The 19,539-nt window shown below is 66.9% G+C and carries 16 protein-coding genes; 7 read left to right on the forward strand and 9 right to left on the reverse strand.

Features of this window, described 5'->3' with window-relative positions; translation table 11 throughout:
• Positions 1–141: 141 nt before the first annotated feature.
• Together ACIBK3_RS25570 and dnaB are read right to left on the reverse strand one after the other, a co-directional pair.
• Positions 142–1,527, reverse strand: a complete 1,386-nt coding sequence (locus ACIBK3_RS25570) for a serine hydrolase domain-containing protein (protein ID WP_399369108.1) — start codon at positions 1,525–1,527, stop codon at positions 142–144.
• Between the two features lie 154 nt (positions 1,528–1,681).
• Positions 1,682–3,160: a replicative DNA helicase gene (dnaB, locus tag ACIBK3_RS25575; protein WP_399369110.1), complete on the reverse strand. Its 1,479-nt coding sequence runs from the start codon at positions 3,158–3,160 to the stop codon at positions 1,682–1,684.
• Positions 3,161–3,618: 458 nt separating this feature from the next.
• Here dnaB and ACIBK3_RS25580 point away from each other — a divergent pair, with 458 nt between their 5' ends.
• Positions 3,619–4,956, forward strand: coding sequence for an MATE family efflux transporter (locus ACIBK3_RS25580; protein ID WP_399369112.1), 1,338 nt, complete (start codon positions 3,619–3,621; stop codon positions 4,954–4,956).
• 157 nt (positions 4,957–5,113) lie between these two features.
• On the opposite strand, the gene rplI is transcribed toward ACIBK3_RS25580, so the two are convergent.
• From rplI to rpsF, 4 genes are all read right to left on the reverse strand, one after another.
• On the reverse strand, positions 5,114–5,560 hold the full coding sequence (gene rplI, locus ACIBK3_RS25585) for a 50S ribosomal protein L9 (protein ID WP_095756004.1): 447 nt from the start codon (positions 5,558–5,560) through the stop codon (positions 5,114–5,116).
• 18 nt (positions 5,561–5,578) lie between these two features.
• On the reverse strand, positions 5,579–5,815 hold the full coding sequence (gene rpsR / locus ACIBK3_RS25590; protein ID WP_003949403.1) for a 30S ribosomal protein S18: 237 nt from the start codon (positions 5,813–5,815) through the stop codon (positions 5,579–5,581).
• 57 nt (positions 5,816–5,872) lie between these two features.
• A complete protein-coding gene (locus tag ACIBK3_RS25595) occupies positions 5,873–6,475 on the reverse strand; it encodes a single-stranded DNA-binding protein (protein ID WP_399369114.1) in 603 nt (200 codons plus the stop codon).
• A 78-nt stretch (positions 6,476–6,553) separates the two neighbouring features.
• The gene (rpsF, locus tag ACIBK3_RS25600; protein ID WP_005482942.1) at positions 6,554–6,844 is read right to left on the reverse strand and encodes a 30S ribosomal protein S6; all 291 of its coding nucleotides are present in this window, start codon (positions 6,842–6,844) and stop codon (positions 6,554–6,556) included.
• A 266-nt stretch (positions 6,845–7,110) separates the two neighbouring features.
• Between rpsF and ACIBK3_RS25605 the strand changes: the two genes are divergently transcribed.
• From ACIBK3_RS25605 to ACIBK3_RS25615, 3 genes are all read left to right on the forward strand, one after another.
• Positions 7,111–7,425, forward strand: a complete 315-nt coding sequence (locus ACIBK3_RS25605) for a hypothetical protein (RefSeq protein ID WP_399369116.1) — start codon at positions 7,111–7,113, stop codon at positions 7,423–7,425.
• 178 nt (positions 7,426–7,603) lie between these two features.
• Complete coding sequence (gene femX / locus ACIBK3_RS25610; protein WP_399369118.1) at positions 7,604–8,725, forward strand: peptidoglycan bridge formation glycyltransferase FemX; 1,122 nt, start codon at positions 7,604–7,606, stop codon at positions 8,723–8,725.
• 74 nt (positions 8,726–8,799) lie between these two features.
• Entirely contained in the window at positions 8,800–9,831 is a 1,032-nt protein-coding gene (locus ACIBK3_RS25615) for an alanine racemase (protein WP_399369120.1), read from the forward strand.
• Between the two features lie 88 nt (positions 9,832–9,919).
• Here ACIBK3_RS25615 and ACIBK3_RS25620 read toward each other — a convergent pair whose 3' ends face one another.
• Both ACIBK3_RS25620 and ACIBK3_RS25625 read right to left on the reverse strand, forming a co-directional pair.
• Positions 9,920–11,449: a glycosyltransferase family 87 protein gene (locus tag ACIBK3_RS25620; protein ID WP_399369122.1), complete on the reverse strand. Its 1,530-nt coding sequence runs from the start codon at positions 11,447–11,449 to the stop codon at positions 9,920–9,922.
• 99 nt (positions 11,450–11,548) lie between these two features.
• Entirely contained in the window at positions 11,549–14,248 is a 2,700-nt protein-coding gene (locus ACIBK3_RS25625; RefSeq protein ID WP_399369124.1) for a transglycosylase domain-containing protein, read from the reverse strand.
• A gap of 375 nt (positions 14,249–14,623) precedes the next feature.
• Here ACIBK3_RS25625 and ACIBK3_RS25630 point away from each other — a divergent pair, with 375 nt between their 5' ends.
• The 3 genes from ACIBK3_RS25630 to ACIBK3_RS25640 all read left to right on the forward strand — a co-directional run bounded on the left by ACIBK3_RS25630 (position 14,624) and on the right by ACIBK3_RS25640 (position 17,881).
• Positions 14,624–15,307, forward strand: coding sequence for a PadR family transcriptional regulator (locus ACIBK3_RS25630; protein ID WP_399369126.1), 684 nt, complete (start codon positions 14,624–14,626; stop codon positions 15,305–15,307).
• A gap of 44 nt (positions 15,308–15,351) precedes the next feature.
• Positions 15,352–16,434 carry an inositol-3-phosphate synthase gene (locus ACIBK3_RS25635; RefSeq protein WP_399369128.1) on the forward strand — a complete coding sequence of 361 codons (1,083 nt, stop codon included), beginning with the start codon at positions 15,352–15,354 and terminating at the stop codon, positions 16,432–16,434.
• Positions 16,435–16,561: 127 nt separating this feature from the next.
• Positions 16,562–17,881 carry an MFS transporter gene (locus tag ACIBK3_RS25640; RefSeq protein WP_399369130.1) on the forward strand — a complete coding sequence of 440 codons (1,320 nt, stop codon included), beginning with the start codon at positions 16,562–16,564 and terminating at the stop codon, positions 17,879–17,881.
• 14 nt (positions 17,882–17,895) lie between these two features.
• Here the strand turns inward: ACIBK3_RS25640 and ACIBK3_RS25645 are convergent, their stop codons facing one another.
• A complete protein-coding gene (locus ACIBK3_RS25645) occupies positions 17,896–19,362 on the reverse strand; it encodes a CCA tRNA nucleotidyltransferase (protein WP_399369132.1) in 1,467 nt (488 codons plus the stop codon).
• Positions 19,363–19,539: the final 177 nt, after the last annotated feature.

Raw genomic sequence — 19,539 nt, forward strand, 5'->3', positions numbered from 1 at the left:
CCCGCCTTATTTTGTGGCGGGGGGCACCCCGCTTCCACTGTGGGTTTCCACGGCCCCGATTGCCCGGGCGCCCCGCCCCCCCGCCCCGGGGGGGGGGGGGGGTTTTTCCCCCCCACCCCCCCCCCCGCCACGCAAGGGCGTCTAGCCGATGCCTCGCCAACCCTCGGGATCCACCCCACCCGGCACAGCAGCCCCCTCACCGTACGGCTGACGCGTGAACACGAACGAACCCAGGTCCAGGTGGCTCAGGGACCCGTCAGGCCGTCGTACAGCCGTCAGAGGCTCCCCGGCGTAATAGCCCTCCAGGCCGGTCCAGCAACCGTCGCCGTTGGCCCGGAACCGCGAGCGACGCCCGTTCCCCGACAGCGGCTCCAGCGAGACAAGGTCGTCGGCTGTCACCCGCAGGCCGAAAGCATGAGTCCCCCAGTACCACTGACCCGCCAACTCCAGGGCGGACGCGTCCACTTCGGAGAGGGGCCGCCACGGCTCGGGAATCCGCGGCTCCGCCTCGGCGACGATCCGTACGAGCTCGGCGGCCACGCTCCCCAGCAGTGGGCCGGATGTGCAGTTGGCCAGGACCACCGCCGCGACGTCGTCCGCCACGCTGAGCGTGAGGCAGGCCAGGAACCCCGGCAGTGAACCCGAGTGGCCGACGAGCAGGCGGCCCTCCCGGTGCTGGATCTGCAGACCGAGACCGTAGGTAACACCGTCCGCGACATCCGCAACCTCCGCCGGCGCCGCAGGTGTCCGCATCTCCTGGACCGTCCGCGCGCTGAGCACCCGTTCGTCGCCCCGTGCCAGGAAGCCGGCGAACCGCGCCAAATCCCCTGCGGTCGACCACAGTTGACCGGCAGGAGCCATGCGGCCGAGATCCTCGACCGGTTCGGGCAGCATCACATCCGCCCACGGATGCACGGCCCAGCCACCCGCATGAGGAGCCCGCGGCCGCGTGCTCGTACGGTCGAGGCACAGAGGTTCGAGCACTTCGCGCTGCAGTACCTCCTCCCAAGGAGCCCCGCGCAGCTTCTCCACGAGCGCCCCCAGCAGCGTGTAGCCCGGGTTGGAGTAGTGATGGCGGCGGCCGACGGGATGCCGGAAGGGCTGATCGCCCAATACGTCGGCGAGCTCAGGACGTAGGGACCCCGGGGTGCGTTCCCACCACGGCGCGGGCGCCTCCGCTGCCAGCCCGCTGGTGTGGGCGAGCAGTTCGGCGACGGTGGCCTCCCCCGCGCCGGTGCCCGGCAGATGTTTCTCCAGCGGGTCACCGAGGTCGAGCACGCCCTCGTCGCGCAGCCGCATTACGAGAACGGCGGTGAAGGTCTTGGTGATCGAGCCGATCCTGTACTGCACGTTCTCATCCGGACCATGTCCGTCCACCGACGTCCTGGCGCCGTGCCACACGGCCCGCCCGTCCCGGACCACCGCCGCCACCAGCGACGGGGCACGTCCCTCGGCCTGCGCCACGGCGATCCGGTGCAGCAACGCCCGGCGCGTACCGGGCAGCAACTCTTCCTCAGATGTCGTCATGCCGACAGTCCACCCCGCGTGGCCCTGAGACGTCGAGCTCATTTGTCCTACGACCGGCGGCTGTAGGGTCTCCCGCTCGTGTTCGGACGCCGCTTCCCTGACCTGCAGCTTCTCCGGCCGCCTCACACGGAGCCGGGGAACCTGCAACAGCGGCTCAGGTCTGCGCCATGTCCACGAACCGCGAGTAGTGGCCCTGGAAGGCGACCGTGATCGTGGCTGTCGGGCCGTTACGGTGCTTGCCCACGATGATGTCCGCCTCGCCCGCGCGCGGCGACTCCTTCTCGTAGGCGTCCTCGCGATGCAGCAGGATCACCATGTCGGCGTCCTGCTCGATGGAGCCCGACTCACGCAGGTCGGACACCATCGGCTTCTTGTCCGTGCGCTGCTCGGGACCACGGTTGAGCTGTGAGAGCGCGATCACCGGGACTTCCAGCTCCTTGGCCAGGAGCTTGAGGTTTCGGGACATGTCCGAAACCTCCTGCTGACGGCTCTCGGACCTCTTGGAGCCACCGGACTGCATCAGCTGCAGATAGTCGATGATCACCAGCTTGATGTCGTTTCGCTGCTTCAGCCGACGGCACTTGGCGCGGATCTCCATCATCGACAGGTTCGGGGAGTCGTCGATGTAGAGCGGCGCGGACGACACCTCGGGCATCCGACGGGCCAGGCGGGTCCAGTCCTCGTCCGTCATGGTGCCGGAGCGCATGTGGTGCAGTGCCACGCGTGCCTCGGCGGACAGCAGCCGCATCGCGATCTCGTTGCGGCCCATCTCGAGGGAGAAGATGACGCTGGCCAGGTTGTGCTTGATCGACGCCGCGCGCGCGAAGTCCAGCGCAAGCGTGGACTTGCCCATGGCGGGACGGGCTGCGATGACGATCATCTGGCCCGGATGCAGGCCGTTGGTCAGCGAGTCGAGGTCCGTGAAGCCGGTGGGGACACCGGTCATCTCGCCGCTGCGCGAGCCGATCGCCTCGATCTCGTCGAGCGCGCCCTCCATGATGTCGCCGAGCGGCAGGTAGTCCTCGCTGGTGCGCTGCTCGGTGACCGCGTAGATCTCCGCCTGGGCGCGGTTGACGATCTCGTCGACGTCGTCGTCGGCCGCGTACCCCATCTGCGTGATGCGGGTGCCGGCTTCGACCAGGCGGCGCAGGACCGCCCGCTCGTGGACGATCTCCGCGTAGTACTCGGCGTTGGCCGCCGTGGGCACTGTCTGGACGAGGGTGTGCAGATACGATGCGCCGCCGACCTTGTTGATCTCCCCGCGCTTGGTGAGCTCAGCGGCGATCGTGATGGGGTCGGCCGGCTCACCCTTGGCGTAGACGTCGAGGATCGCCTGGAAGATCGTCTCGTGAGCGGGCTTGTAGAAGTCGTGGCCCTTGAGAACCTCGACGACGTCGGCGATGGCGTCCTTCGACAGGAGCATGCCGCCGAGCACGGACTGCTCGGCGTCGAGGTCCTGCGGCGGAACGCGTTCGAAGGTCGAACTGCCGCCGTCCCAGGCGCCGTTCTCGCCGCCACGGTCATGCTGTTCGTCGCGGCCACGGATTCCGTCACTGCGCCGGCGGGATGAGGGCAGACGATCACTGGGACCGCTGTCGGCCCAAGGATCGTCCAACGGCTCGGAAATGCTCACCGAGCCACCTCCTCCCGTCCGCGGAGCGGACCTCGCGTGCCTCTCTTTTCTACGGCACGCCACTGACAAATGAGACGCCCAACTCCGGTTCAAGCGCGTCGGTTTTGTGACGGTTTACCGGCCGACGAACGGAGCGGGCGCCGGACCACCGTAGGCCCGCGGGCACCGTCAGCCAATCTGGTTATCCACAGGCCATGTGGACGACGGCCCGGATGCTGTGGAGAACTCCGCAAAACCTGTGCACGACACGGTGGACAGCCCTGTGAACAAGGTTCGAATCTCCTCGTAACTCCGGCTCTGACCTGCGGACTTCCCATCCACCGGCTGTGCAGAAGAAAAACTTTCCAACTAGGGCCAAGATCACCTCGGCTAGTGCGCAGACGCAGCCCTCACACGAAATTCAGTAAGGGCCACCTATGCGTTGCGTCTATTACCTGTGGACGATTAGATTAGTGCTCATGACACAGGCTCCCGCGACCCCCAAGGCTGTTCGGCACCAGCACGACCGAGAGATCGTCGCGCTGGCCGTACCGGCCTTCGGCGCACTCGTCGCCGAGCCCCTCTTCGTCATGGCCGACAGTGCGATCGTCGGCCATCTCGGAACGGCGCAACTCGCCGGGCTCGGCGTCGCCTCCGCCCTCCTCACGACAGCCGTCAGCATCTTCGTCTTCCTCGCCTACGCCACCACGGCCGCCGTCGCCCGACGCGTCGGCGCGGGCGATCTTCAGTCCGCCATTCGCCAGGGCATGGACGGCATCTGGCTGGCGCTGTTGCTCGGTGCCGCCGTATTCACCGTCGTCCTTCCCACGGCACCGGGAATCGTGGAACTCTTCGGCGCCTCCGACACGGCGGCCCCGTATGCGATCACCTATCTCCGGATCTCGTCCCTCGGCATCCCGGCCATGCTCGTCGTCCTCGCCGCGACCGGTGTGCTCCGCGGACTGCAGGACACCAAGACACCTCTGTACGTCGCCGTTGCGGGCTTCGTCGCCAACGCCGCTCTCAATGTAGGGCTCGTCTACGGTGCCGACCTCGGTATCGCGGGTTCCGCCTGGGGCACCGTCATCGCCCAGTGCTCCATGGCAGTGGCCTATCTCGTGGTGGTCGTCCGCGGCGCGCGCCGGCACGGAGCCTCACTGCGTCCTGACTCCGCAGGGATCCGCGCCTCCGCTCAGGCCGGCGTCCCATTGCTGGTCCGCACGCTCTCCTTGCGGGCAGTCCTGATGATTGCCACGGCCGTCGCGGCCCGCCTCGGCGACGCCGACATCGCAGCCCACCAGATCATCCTGTCCCTGTGGAGCCTGCTGGCCTTCGCCCTCGACGCCATCGCCATCGCAGGGCAGGCGATCATCGGCCGCTTTCTGGGGGCCGGCGATGCCCAGGGCGCCCGCCAGGCGTGCCGTCGCATGATGGGGTGGGGAGTCGCGGTCGGCGTCCTGCTCGGCGTGCTGGTCGTGATCAGCCGACCGGTGTTCCTGCCACTGTTCACCAGCGATTCCGTGGTCAAGGACGCTGCTCTGCCCGCTCTTGTGATCGTGGCGGTCTCGCAACCGATCTGCGGCATCGTCTATGTTCTGGACGGAGTGCTCATGGGGGCCGGTGACGGCCCGTACCTCGCGTGGGCCATGCTGCTCACGCTGACGGCCTTCGCCCCGGTCGCCCTGCTCGTTCCTGCGCTGGATGGCGGTTTGACCGCCCTCTGGGCCGCCATGACATTGATGATGACGGTGCGCCTGGTGACCCTGTGGCTGCGCACCCGCTCCGGCCACTGGCTGGTGACGGGCGCGACGCGCTGACCGTTTCCCGTGAAACATGCCCGCCCGGTCGAGTCGGTCGTTTCACGTGAAACATGCCGACCCGGCCATCCCGCTGGGCATGCCGAAGGGGCCGCACCGGCAGGCGCGACCCCTTCTTGGCTGTCCACATTCTCAGCTGTCCAGCCGAGCGCGGCGATCAGGCCGCGACGACCTCGATGTTGACCTTGGCGGCAACCTCGGGGTGCAGGCGCACGGACGTCTCGTGGGCGCCCAGCGTCTTGATCGGCGCGCCCAGCTCAATGCGGCGCTTGTCGACCTCGGGGCCACCGGACGCCTTGATCGCAGAAGCGATGTCGGCCGGGGTGACGGAACCGAAAAGACGACCGGCGTCGCCGGAGCGGACGGCCAGACGGACCTTGACACCCTCGAGCTGGGCCTTCACAGCGTTGGCCTGCTCGATGGTCTGGATCTCGTGGATCTTGCGAGCACGACGGATCTGCTCGACATCCTTCTCGCCACCCTTGGTCCAGCGGATAGCGAAATTCCGCGGGATCAGGTAGTTGCGAGCGTAACCGTCCTTGACGTCTACGACGTCGCCCGCGGCACCGAGGCCGGAGACCTCGTGGGTGAGGATGATCTTCATGTGTCGGTCACCCTTCCCTTATCGCGCGGTGGAGGTGTAGGGCAGCAGCGCCATCTCACGGCTGTTCTTCACGGCCGTGGCGACGTCACGCTGATGCTGCGTGCAGTTGCCGGTCACGCGGCGGGCACGGATCTTGCCGCGGTCGGAAATGAACTTCCGCAGCATGTTCGTGTCCTTGTAGTCCACGTACGTGACCTTGTCCTTGCAGAAAGCGCAGACCTTCTTCTTCGGCTTGCGCACAGGCGGCTTCGCCATGGTGTATCTCCTGTGTGATCAAGAAGTGTGGGTACGACCCACCCTCGGCTGTGAGGCCTAGAAGGGGGGTTCGTCCGAGTAGCCGCCACCGCTGGCGCCGCCGGAGTTTCCACCCCAGCCGCCGCCACCGCCGCCGCCCTGGTTGCCGCTGGCGGGAGCGCCGGTCGCCCACGGGTCGTCGGCGGGAGCACCGCCGCCGCCCTGCTGGCCGCCACCGGAGCCTCCGCCCCAGCCGCCACCACCCTGGGCACCGCCGCCACCGCCGCCGTAACCTCCCTGGCCCTGGCCACCGCGGCCGGCGGTCTTGGTGACCTTGGCCGTGGCACTGCGCAGGCTGGCGCCGACTTCCTCGACGTCCAGCTCGTAGACCGTGCGCTTGACGCCCTCACGGTCCTCGTAGGACCGCTGCTTCAACCGGCCCTGCACGATGACGCGCATGCCTCGCTGAAGCGACTCGGCGACGTTCTCCGCCGCCTGACGCCAGACCGAGCAGGTCAGGAACAGGCTCTCGCCGTCCTTCCACTCGTTCGTCTGACGGTCGAAGGTGCGGGGGGTGGACGCGACACGGAACTTCGCGACCGCCGCACCGGAAGGGGTGAAGCGCAGCTCGGGGTCGTCGACAAGATTGCCGACGACCGTGATGACGGTCTCGCCTGCCATGGGGGAACCTCTCGGCGGGTTTGCTGCTGGCTGCTTGGTGCTGCTACTCGAATCCCGGGTTCAACTGAGCGGGAGAGCTCAGTGGGTCTCGGGACGAAGGACCTTGGTCCGGAGGACCGACTCGTTCAGGTTCATCTGGCGGTCGAGCTCCTTGACGACCGCAGGCTCGGCCTGCAGGTCGATGACCGAGTAGATGCCCTCAGGCTTCTTCTTGATCTCGTACGAGAGACGACGACGGCCCCAGGTGTCGACCTTCTCGACCTTTCCGTTGCCCTCACGGACGACGGAGAGGAAGTTCTCGATCAGGGGGGCGACAGCGCGCTCCTCCAGATCGGGGTCGAGGATGACCATCACCTCGTAGTGACGCATGTGGAACCCACCTCCTTTGGACTCAACGGCCACGGCGGTTCCGTGGCAGGAGGGTTGTGATGCGTTCGCAACGGTATCGGCCGCCACTGACAATCGAGGGTTCCTCGGAGGAGTTCCTCAGCCGTGACGTGGGCAGACATCGGTGCAGACGGTACAGACTACCCGCACACCGGCTTCCGGTTGAAATCCGGCCGCGGAGACCGCCAATCTGTACACATCAGGTGTGAATGGCGCTACGATGCGCCGCTTTCGCAGGAGGTGCCCCTATGGCACAGGCATTGCGACCCAACACCGCCGGAGGGCTGTTCGCCACGGACGGCAAGCCCCACCCGCTCCAGGACACGCTGCTGGCGGTGACCCTGGTGCTGGGCTTCACGTCGTTCCTCACGGCGATGTTCGACGACGACCTGCACCTGCTGAGCTCCTGGACCGGCCTGGTGGGCATCCTCACCGGCGCGTACGGTCAGTGGATCTCGGTGACGACCCGGGAACGCTTCGGCCTGATCCTCGGCCTGGGCGCATCGGGCGTCGGCTTCTTCCTCGGCATGGCGCACGGTGGTCTCTTCGGCGGGGTCTTCTGACGCCACGGACGGCACACTCCACATCCTCATACGGCACCGTATTGCGCCCTGGTGGCTCACAGGCCCGGGCGAAGGTGCCGTATGCCCATTCGAGGCGCTCACAAGGCGCAGTAGGCTTCGGCGCGAGAGCCGGAGCCCCTGTACCCATGGGGACACACCAGCCCGAGGAGCGCCCCGAATGAGCCTGACCCTGAGGACGATCAGTCGCGAGCAGCATCTGGCGTACATCCAGAGCCTGCCGTCGGCGAGCCACATGCAGGTTCCGGCCTGGGCGGATGTCAAGGCGGAGTGGCGCTCCGAGAGCCTCGGCTGGTTCGACGACAGGACCGGCGAGATGGTCGGCGCAGGGCTTGTGCTCTACCGGCAGCTCCCCAAGATCAAGCGCTATCTCGCGTATCTGCCCGAGGGCCCGGTCATCAACTGGTTCGCGCCGAATCTGACCGAGTGGCTGGAACCGATGCTCGCGCACCTCAAGCAGCAGGGTGCCTTCTCCGTGAAGATGGGCCCGCCGGTGATCATCCGGCGCTGGGAGGCGGGCTCGATCAAGCAGGGCATCCAGAACCCGGACGTGAAGCGACTGCGGGACATCGAGGCCGACTTCATCGAACCGCGCGCCTTCGAGGTGGCCGACAAACTGCGCCGTATGGGCTGGCAGCAGGGCGAGGACGGGGGTGCCGGCTTCGGCGACGTGCAGCCCCGTTACGTCTTCCAGGTACCGCTGGCGAACCGCTCTCTGGAAGAGGTCCACAAGAACTTCAACCAGCTGTGGCGCCGCAACATCAAGAAGGCCGAGAAAGCAGGCGTCGAGGTCGTCCAGGGCGGCTACCAGGACCTCGAGGAATGGCAGCGGCTCTACGAGATCACGGCTGTGCGCGACCACTTCCGGCCCCGCCCGCTGTCGTACTTCCAGCGCATGTGGACGGCCCTCAACACCGAGGACCCCAATCGCATGCGGCTGTACTTCGCCCGGCACGACGGCGTGAACCTGTCGGCGGCGACGATGCTGATCGTAGGTGGGCACGTCTGGTACTCCTACGGTGCCTCCGACAACATCGGCCGTGAGGTCCGGCCCTCGAACGCGATGCAGTGGCGAATGCTGCGGGACGCCTACGCGCTCGGCGCGACCGTCTACGACCTGCGCGGCATCTCCGACTCGCTGGACGAGACCGACCATCTCTTCGGCCTGATCCAGTTCAAGGTGGGCACGGGCGGACAGGCCGCCGAGTACCTCGGCGAGTGGGACTTCCCGCTGAACAAGCTGCTCCACAAGGCGCTCGACATCTACATGTCGCGCCGCTGACAGGACGTTCTTCGCTTCAATAGCTCCCATACCTCTGATACACCGCAGCGACCAGAAAGGTTCCAGGTCCGGCCATGGCGCTCACGCTCTACGTCGACACCGCGCGCTGGCGGGCGCACCACAAGCACGTGCAGGAGCAGTTCCCGGGGCTGGTCCCGGTCTGCAAGGGCAACGGCTACGGCTTCGGACACGAGCGCCTGGCGGAGGAGGCCACTCGCCTGGGCTCGGACGTTCTCGCCGTGGGCACGACGTACGAGGCCGCGCGGATCAAGGACTGGTTCGGCGGTGACCTGCTGGTGCTGACGCCGTACCGGCGTGGCGAGGAGCCCGTGCCGCTGCCTGACCGGGTCATCCGCTCGGTGTCGTCGATCGACGGGGTCTACGGTCTGGTGGGCGCGCGCGTGGTCATCGAGGTGATGTCCTCGATGAAGCGCCACGGCATCAGCGAGCAGGACCTGCCCCAACTGCACACCGCCATCGAGAACGTCCGCCTGGAAGGTTTCGCGATCCACCTGCCACTGGACCGCACCGACGGCTCGGACGCCGTCGAGGAGGTCATCGGCTGGATGGACCGGCTGCGCGCGGCCCGCCTGCCGCTGCACACCATGTTCGTCAGCCACCTGAAGGCCGAGGATCTCGCCCGGCTGCAGCAGCAGTTCCCGCAGACCCGCTTCCGGGCCCGTATCGGAACGCGGCTGTGGCTCGGCGACCACGAGGCCACGGAGTACCGCGGTGCCGTGCTGGACGTCACGCGTGTGTCCAAGGGCGACCGCTTCGGCTACCGGCAGCAGAAGGCGGCCTCCGACGGCTTCCTGGTGGTCGTGGCGGGCGGTACGTCGCACGGGGTGGGTCTGGAGGCCCCCAAGGCTCTGCACGGCGTCATGCCGCGCGCAAAGGGCGTCGCCCGCGCCGGCCTCGCCACGGTCAACCGGAATCTTTCTCCGTTCGTCTGGGGCGGCAAGCAACGCTGGTTCGCCGAGCCGCCGCACATGCAGGTCTCGATCCTGTTCGTCCCTTCGGACGCCCCGGAGCCGAAGGTGGGCGAGGAACTGGTGGCCCATCTGCGGCACACCACCACGCAGTTCGACCGGATCGTCGATCGCTGAACACTCTCGGTCAGCCGAAAGGCCGTACACGGAACACCGTGTACGGCCTTTCGCGTGGGTCACACGGACCGGTCCAGGTCCTGTTCGCTCAGAGCGCACCACCCGTGGGCGGCTCCGCGTGCGAGCTCGGTCCCCGGCTGCCCCACTCCACCTGAGGCCCTTCGAAGGGGGCCGCGTGCCGCGGCGGATGTGCGGCGGGGCCGAACGCGAAGACGTCCTCCGCGCCGTCGAGCACGCCGCCCGAAGGGTCGTCATCGCCGGCCCGGCGTACCACGTCCCGCTCGGGCACGAGGATGTCGCGCACGATCACCGCACACAGGTACAGCGTGCCCAGCAGATGCAGGGCGATGGCCCAGTGGTAGCCGTCCGTCGGCAGACCCTTGTGGGCATCTCCGCTGGTCGTGTACGCGAGGTACATCCAGATCCCCAGGAAGTACGCGACCTCACAGGCCTGCCAGATCAGGAAGTCCCGCCACTTCGGCCGGGCCAGTACGGCCAGCGGCACCAGCCACAGGACGTACTGCGGCGAATAGACCTTGTTGGTGAGGATGAACACCGCCACGATGAGGAAGGCGAGCTGGGCGAAGCGCGGCCGACGCGGCGCGGTCAGTGTCAGTGCCGCGATGCCCGCGCAGCACAGCAGTACCAGCAGCGTGGCAAGCGTGTTGACGGTGTCGGTGCTGAGCGGGTTGTTCGTGTTCTGGGACAGAATCAGCCAGAAGGATCCGAAGTCCACGCCCCGCTCCTGGCTGAACGTGTAGAACTTCGACCAGCCCTCGAAGGCGAACAGCATCACCGGCAGGTTCACGACCAGCCAGGCGACGGCCGTACCCCCCAGAGCCTTTCCGAAGTCCCGCCACTTGCCTGCGCGCCAGCACAGCACGAAGAGCGGGCCGAGCAGGAAGACGGGATAGAGCTTGGCGGCCGTGGCAAGCCCCAGCAGGACACCGAAGGCGAGGGGGCGGCTCCGGGACCACATCAGCATCGCCGCGGCCGTCAGAGCGACCGCCAGGAGGTCCCAGTTGATGGTGGCGGTCAGCGCGAAGGCGGGCGCCAGAGCGACCAGCAGCCCGTCCCAGGGACGCCGGGCGTGCGTACGGGTCACGCATACGACGATGACGGCGGCGCACACCATCAGCATCCCGGCGTTGACCATCCAGTACCACTGCTCCTGGTCCTGGATGCTGCCGCTGCCGGGCGTGAGCCACGAGGCGACCTCCATGAACACACCGGTGAGCACCGGGTATTCGAGGTACTGCATGTCGCCGGGCAGCTTGTCGAAGTACGGGACGAGCCCATCGGCGAAGCCGCGCCCCTGATAGAGGTGCGGGATGTCCGAGTAGCACGCGTGTGTGTACTGCGAGCTGGCCCCGAAGAACCAAGCGCCGTTGTAGCAGGGCGCCTTCTGGACCAGGCCGAGGGCGAACATGCCGATCGCCACCAGAGCGATCACCCGGACGGGAGTCCACCAGGACGTCCCGAGCAGGGCGCGCCGTCCCATGGGGCCACCGATAAGTTCACTGCCGGCCGCGGCGACCGCGTCGTCCTTCGTCGGCCGCACCGGCTCCGGCTCGTGCATGCTCGCTTGCGTCGATTCTGCGCTGGGCATGGGGCACATCCTGCCGTACGCGCCTGGGACTACGCGGAGGGCCGCCGCACCTGGTGGGTGCGGCGGCCCATGTTTCACGTGAAACACCCTCGACGGACGATAAGGGGCCTATCCGGTCGGGCCTTGGAAGAGGCCGCCTCCATTGCCGTTCCCTCTGGTGTTTCCGGTCCCGTCCGTCACGGTAGCCGTGGGCGAGGACGTCACGCCTCCGTCGGTGCCGCCGTTGCCCGTTCCGCCGTTGTCCTGGCCGGGGCACTGCCAGGTGAACTGGCAGGTCTCGCTCGGCGACGGCGACGGCGAGGAGGAGGACGGCGACTCGCTGGGCGTCGGACTCGGAGTCGGGCTGGCATCCTCGGTCTGGGTGAATGTCGGGGTGGGCGTCGGAGTCGGAGTGTCGTTGATGACCTCGCCGATGGGCTCCGGCGTCGGGAAGGCCTTCGGCTGCGTGCCCTTCAGCGCCTGTTCCATGTAGTCGTGCCAGATCTCGGACGGGAACGAGGCACCGTGGATCTTCTTCTGACCACCCGTTCCGTACATCTTCAGGAACTCGCGGTTCTTCTTGGTCTCGTCGTCGTCCATGCGGAACATGGTGATCGACGTGGAGAGCTGGGGCGTGTATCCGACGAACCACGCTGACTTGTTGCCGTCGGTGGTACCGGTCTTGCCGGCCACTTCACGGCCCTCCAGCTTGGCGTTGGTACCCGTACCCTTTTCGACCACGGTCTTGAGCACATCCGTGACGTTGTCGGCGACCTTGGCGGCGAACGCCTCCTTGGTCTTCACCTCATGCGTGTACTCCGTGCCGTTCTTGCTGGTCACCTTCTGGACCGAGAACGGGTCGTTCTGCTTGCCGCTGGCCGCGAAGGTGGCGTAGGCACCTGCCATGCGGATTGCGCTCGGGTCGGAGATACCGATGGAGAAGGACGGGTAGTTGGTGCCGGCCAGGCTGCTCTTCAAGAGGCCGGCGTCCTCCGCCGACTCCTTCACCTTGTCCAGCCCGACGTCCATACCGAGCTGTACGAAGGCGGAGTTCACGGACTCCCGCATCGCCTCGCGGAGGTCGATCTTGTAGTCCGGCGGAGAGCCGTACGACTCCTTGCCGTCGTTCTCCTGGAGCCACTCCTTGCCCTTCTCGTTCTTCCAGACCGACCCGTCGTATTCCTTGATCTTGAGATCGTTCTTGCCGCTGTACAGGCTCTGCGGGTTGACCTGGGTCCGCTCGTCCTGCGCCTGCACCTCATTGCCGTCGGGATTGCGCACACCCCACTTCATCGCCGCCGCCAGCACGAACGGCTTGAAGGTCGAACCGACCTGGGCGCCGGTCGCGTCGGCGTTGTTGGTGAAGTGCTTCGTCGCGTCCTCACCGCCGTAGATGGCCTTGATCGCGCCGGTCGCGGGATCCACGGACGCTCCGCCGAACTGGACGTATTTGTCCTTGTCCGGGCGCTCCTTGGGCTTGATGTTCGCCTTCCGGACCTTCGTTACGGCCTTCTCCAGCTCGTCGACCTTCTTCTTCTCGAAGGTCGTGTGGATCGAGTAGCCGCCCTGCTGCAGGTCGTCGGCGGTGATGTTCGTGTTGTTGATCAGATAGGCCTTGGCGAGGTCGACCAGGTAGCCGACCTGGCCGCTCAGTTCGTTGTTCGCACGCGGATTCTGCGACTTGGGGAGCGTCGTGAACTTGGCGCGCTCCGTTGGGCTCAGATGGCCATATTCGACCATCTTGTCCAAGGTGTCCTGCATCTGCCTCAGGGCCCGCTTCTTGTTGGCGTCGGGAGTAGCGGCCGTGTCGATGGACATCGAGCCTGCGGGGTCGTAGTAGGTGGCGCCCTTCAGCATCGCCGCCAGGAAGGCACACTGCCCCGCGTCCAGTTTGACCGCGTCCTCGTTGAAGTACGCACGTGCAGCCGCCTGGATCCCGTAGGCACTGCGACCGTAGTAGGCGGAGTTCAGGTACCCCTCCATGATCTTGTCCTTGCGGACCGTGGCTCCGACCTTGATGGACACGAAGATCTCCTTGAACTTCCGGGAGATCGTCTGCGACTGGTCGTTGAGCATCGCGTTCTTCACGTACTGCTGGGTGATGGTGGAGCCACCCTGGGTCTCGCCGCCCCTGGCCATGTTGAAGACGGCGCGGCCGATGCCCTTGGGGTCGATGCCGCTGTCGGTGTAGAAGGTCTTGTTCTCCTGCGAGACGACGGCGTACTGCATGTTCTTCGGGATCTGCGAGAGGTTGACGTTCTGGCGGTTGGTCTCACCACCGGTGGCGACCATCTCGCTGCCGTCGGCCCAGTAGAAGACGTTGTTCTGGGCCTTCGCCGTCAACGCGACATCGGGAACCTGCACCATGGCGTACGCGATGCCCGCGACGGCCACCATGCTGCCGAAGAAGCCGATGAAGAGTCCGGTCACCAGCTTCCACGACGGCACCCAGCGTGCCGCGCCGTACTTGCCGGCGCGCGGATAGTCGATGATCCGCTTCTTGCCGGGCGCGGCCGCGCGACCGCGCCCGGTGGGGCTGGTCGGACCACCGCGCCGGCCACGTCCAGCGGGTTCGGGAGCTCTGCGTCGGCTGCCGCTGCTTCTCTGTGCGGCCCGGCGTGCCTCGGCTCGGCCGCCGTACGGACGCTCCTCGCCTCCTGGACCGTAGGAACCCGACTCGGGGGGACTCGTCCCATAGGAGTCGGAGGGAGACCCGGTGGCGCCTCGCGGTGCCGCTCGGCGGCCGGAGGACGAGCCGGACTGGCCGCGTCGGGCCGCGGCACGTCCGCCTTCCTGCGACTGCGGCGGTTTGCGACGGTGCTCGCTCATCGAACGATTACTCCTCGGGCAGGCGCACCCTTGCGCGCCTGGAAACGGCGGCTGGTTTCCGGTCCCCCCGAAGTACGGATGTGGTCGGTCCCGCATTCACCCGTACTGCACCGAGGACAAGGACGTTCCCCATGCGTCACTCGGTTCCCGGTGGTGTGCATGGCGCACAGACTACGCACCGTCAAACCCCACCTAGGCCCGGAGTTCACCCCAAATCAGGCAACTTGGTTCCCATGAATCAATGATGTGATCCCGTTCACGGTCCCTCCACTTGTCCCATCCGGAAGGCCGTTCTATCGTCTGGATGTATCGAGTCGATACATCAGCTCGGCATAAAGACCGTCACGGCCCGTCCGCGGCAGAGAGGAGGCGACCATGAGCCGGCGTTCCGGGATCCTCGAGTTCGCCGTCCTCGGCCTGCTCCGCGAGTCCCCGATGCACGGCTACGAGCTGCGCAAACGACTCAACACATCGCTGGGTGTGTTCCGTGCGTTCAGCTACGGAACCCTGTACCCCTGCCTCAAGACGCTGGTCGCCAACGGCTGGTTGATCGAGGAACCGGGGAACACTCCCGAGGAGGCCCTCGCCGCACCACTCGCAGGGCGTCGCGCCAAAATCGTCTACCGGTTGACGGCGGAAGGTAAGGAGCACTTCGAAGAGCTCCTCTCACAGACCGGGCCCGACGCGTACGAGGACGAGCACTTCGCGGCTCGCTTCGCCTTCTTCGGGCAGACCTCTCGCGATGTGCGCATGCGCGTCCTTGAGGGCCGCCGCAGCCGGCTCGAGGAACGCCTGGAGAAGATGCGTGCCTCGCTGGCGCGCACCCGGGAGCGCCTCGACGACTACACGCTTGAGCTCCAGCGCCACGGGATGGAGTCCGTGGAGCGCGAAGTGCGCTGGCTGAACGAGCTCATCGAGAGCGAGCGGGCCGGGCGGGACCTGAAGGGTCCCGCCCCCGAGGCAAACGCTCAGCAGGACACCACCACTGGAACGTCGGGCGATCTGCCCCGACCGAGGGACACCCCACGGCCGGATTCGCCCGACGACACCGCCACGTGAGGGCCCGCTCAGGGCCTCACTCATACACACAGGGAGCAACCGGAATGGGTTCGGTTCGCGTAGCCGTCGTCGGCGTGGGCAACTGCGCCGCGTCGCTGGTTCAGGGAGTCGAGTACTACAAGGACGCCGATCCGGCGGCCAAGGTCCCCGGCCTGATGCACGTCCAGTTCGGCGAGTACCACGTGCGTGACGTCGAGTTCGTCGCCGCGTTCGACGTGGACGCCAAGAAGGTCGGCCTCGATCTCGCGGACGCCATCGGCGCGTCCGAGAACAACACCATCAAGATCTGCGACGTGCCCAGCACCGGTGTCACCGTCCAGCGCGGCCACACCCTTGACGGCCTCGGCAAGTACTACCGCGAGACGATCGAGGAGTCCGCCGAGGCCCCGGTCGACGTCGTCCAGGTCCTCAAGGACAAGCAGGTCGACGTCCTGGTCTGCTACCTGCCCGTCGGCTCCGAGGACGCGGCGAAGTTCTACGCCCAGTGCGCGATCGACGCCAAGGTCGCCTTCGTCAACGCCCTCCCGGTCTTCATCGCCGGCACCAAGGAGTGGGCGGACAAGTTCACCGAGGCCGGTGTCCCGATCATCGGTGACGACATCAAGTCCCAGGTGGGCGCCACCATCACGCACCGCGTCATGGCGAAGCTCTTCGAGGACCGCGGCGTCGTCCTGGACCGCACGATGCAGCTGAACGTCGGCGGCAACATGGACTTCAAGAACATGCTCGAGCGCGAGCGCCTCGAGTCCAAGAAGATCTCCAAGACGCAGGCTGTCACCTCCCAGATCCCCGATCGGGACATGGGCGCGAAGAACGTCCACATCGGCCCGTCCGACTACGTCGCCTGGCTCGACGACCGCAAGTGGGCCTACGTCCGCCTCGAGGGCCGTGCCTTCGGCGACGTCCCGCTGAACCTGGAGTACAAGCTCGAGGTCTGGGACTCTCCGAACTCCGCCGGTGTCATCATCGACGCCCTGCGCGCCGCGAAGATCGCCAAGGACCGCGGCATCGGCGGCCCGATCCTGTCGGCGTCGTCGTACTTCATGAAGTCCCCTCCGGTCCAGTACTTCGACGACCAGGCCCGCGAGAACGTCGAGAAGTTCATCAACGGCGAGGTCGAGCGCTGACGAGACGGGTCACGGCGCACTGACGACGCAGAGCGCCGCGTACTGAAACCGCTCCTGCCAGAGCTGTTGAGGGTCCTCCGGGTGATACAGCCCGGAGGACCCTCCCTCGTATGTGAGGCTGTGCCCCATGCCCGTCGTGCGTGATCTGCGCGTCCTGCTCCGCTTCCGGAACTTCCGACGTCTGCTCGCTGTGCGCCTGCTCTCCCAGGGCGCCGACGGCGTGTACCAGATCGCACTCGCCGCCTACGTCGTCTTCTCCCCGGAGAAGCAGACCTCAGCCACCGCGATCGCCTCCGCGACGGCGGTACTGCTCCTCCCTTACTCCCTGGTGGGTCCCTTCGCCGGCGTCCTGCTGGACCGCTGGCGCCGGCGCCAGGTCTTCCTGTACGGCAACCTCCTGCGCGCCGTCATGGCATCGGCTACGGCCGTCCTGATGGTCAGCGCAGTCCCCGACTGGCTCTTCTACGTCTCCGCGCTGTGCGTCACCGCCGTGAACCGATTCCTCCTGTCCGGACTGTCGGCCGCACTGCCCAGGGTCGTCGACGCCGAGCGCTTGGTGATCGCCAACTCCCTCTTCCCTACGGCCGGGACACTCGCCGCGACCGCGGGAGGTGGCCTCGCATTCGTCATCCGACTGGTGGTCGCGGACTCCGACGCGGCCGTGGTGCTGCTGGGAGCCGTGCTGTACCTGTGCGGGGCGCTCGCATCGCTACGCGTCGGACCGGAACTGCTGGGGCCCGACAGCGAGTTGGTGCGCCCCCGACTGTCCACAGCATTCGTCGGCACGGCCAGGGATCTGAAGGCCGGTGTACGGCATCTGGCCGCGCCCTCACGCCGGGAGGCCGCGTGGGCGCTCGGCGCGATGTCGTTGATGCGTTTCTGCTACGGCGCCCTGCTGGTCATGGTGCTGATGCTCTGCCGGTATGCCCTGACCTCCGACCCCGATGACGGCCTCGCCCTGCTGGGGCTGGCGTTGGGTATCTCCGGCGCGGGGTTCTTCGTGGCGGCCCTCATGACGCCCTGGGCGGCGGGCGGGCTCGGACCAGGCAATTGGATCGTCGTGTGCGCCGCGGCCGCCGCGATCCTTGAGCCCGCCCTCGGACTCCCTTTCGCCACCGCCCCGATGCTCGTCGCGGCGTTCGTCCTGGGGCTGACCACCCAGGGAGCGAAGATCGCCACGGACACGATCGTGCAGTCCTCGGTCAACGACGGTTTCCGGGGCCGGATCTTCTCCGTCTATGACGTGCTCTTCAACGTCGCCTTCGTGGGTGCCGCCGGTGTCGCCGCGCTGATGCTGCCGCCGGACGGGCGCTCGACACCACTGGTGATCATCGTCGCCGTCATCTACGGAGCAGTCGGGGCGATGTTTCACGTGAAACATCGCCCCTCACACAACCGAGCTCTCCGCTCTCAGCGTGCCCAGGGTCGTGTTTCACGTGAAACATGACCCTCTTCATAGCCTCAGCCCTGCTCGGCCCACCACTCCTTGAGTGCCGCCACCGCTTGGTCATGCTCCATGGGCCCGATCTCCAGACGGAGCTCCAGCATGTGCTTGTACGCACGGCCGATGGCGGGGCCAGGGCCGATACCGAGGATCTCCATGATCTGGTTGCCGTCGAGGTCCGGACGGATGGCGTCCAGCTCCTCCTGCTCCTGAAGCTGGGCGATCCGCTCCTCCAGGCCGTCGTAAGCCCGCGAGAGTGCGGTTGCCTTGCGCTTGTTCCGGGTCGTGCAGTCCGAGCGAGTCAGCTTGTGAAGGCGGTCGAGCAGCGGACCGGCATCACGGACGTAGCGACGGACCGCGGAGTCCGTCCACTCTCCGGCACCGTACCCGTGGAAACGCAGGTGGAGTTCGACCAGCTGGGATACGTCCTTCACCAGTTCGTTGGAGTACTTCAGCGCCGTCATACGCTTCTTGGTCATCTTCGCCCCGACCACTTCGTGGTGGTGGAAGGAGACCCTGCCGTCCTTTTCGAAGCGGCGTGTGCGCGGCTTGCCGATGTCGTGCAGCAGCGCGGCCAGCCGGAGGGTCAGGTCAGGACCGTTGTCCTCCAGCGCGATCGCCTGCTCCAGAACGATCAGTGTGTGCTCGTAGACGTCCTTGTGCCGGTGGTGCTCGTCGCTCTCCAGACGCAGTGCCGGAAGCTCGGGCAGCACATACTCGGCGAGGCCGGTGTCGACCAGCAGCGTCAGGCCCTTACGCGGCTGCGTGGAAAGGATCAGCTTGTTCAGCTCGTCCCGGATCCGCTCGGCCGAGACGATCTCGAGGCGCCCGCTCATCTCCTTCATCGCCGTGACGACCTCGGGGGCCACTTCGAAGTCGAGCTGTGCGGCGAAGCGCGCGGCCCGCATCATCCGCAGCGGGTCGTCCGAGAAGGATTCCTCGGGCGTGCCCGGGGTCCGCAGCACGCGCTGCGCGAGATCGTCGAGCCCGCCGTGCGGATCGATGAACTCCTTCTCCGGCAGCGCGACGGCCATCGCGTTGACGGTGAAGTCGCGCCGTACGAGGTCCTCCTCGATGGAGTCGCCGTAGGACACCTCGGGCTTGCGTGAGGTCCGGTCGTACGCCTCGGAGCGGTAGGTGGTCACCTCGATCTGGAAGCGCCGTTCAGTGTCTCCCACACGGGCATCCTTCTGCACACCGACGGTGCCGAAGGCGATCCCGACCTCCCACACGGCATCCGCCCACGGTCGGACGATCTTCAGTACGTCCTCGGGGCGGGCGTCGGTCGTGAAGTCCAGGTCATTGCCGAGCCGGCCGAGCAACGCGTCCCGCACCGAACCGCCGACCAGGGCGAGTGAGAACCCTGCCTCCTGGAAGCGGCGGGCGAGGTCGTCGGCGACAGGGGCGACCCGCAGCAGTTCACTCACCGCGCGGTGCTGCACCTGACTCAGGGCACTGGAGGTGTCTTCGTTGGCGTTCGGCACAACAGAAAAGAGTACGTGGCCCGGGCGACCGCGAGCGCCTCCATTAAATGGGCACAGCCCCTCCACGCGCCTCAGCGCGGGGTCTCTGCGCGAATGACGCGGAGGCGTCCCCTTTATACGGCACATTCCGGACAGCACGACGTTGTCCCCGATCTTGTGGCGCAGTCCGCGGCACTT

The sequence above is a fragment of the Streptomyces sp. NPDC050287 genome (assembly GCF_044459385.1).
Lineage (GTDB): Bacteria > Actinomycetota > Actinomycetes > Streptomycetales > Streptomycetaceae > Streptomyces.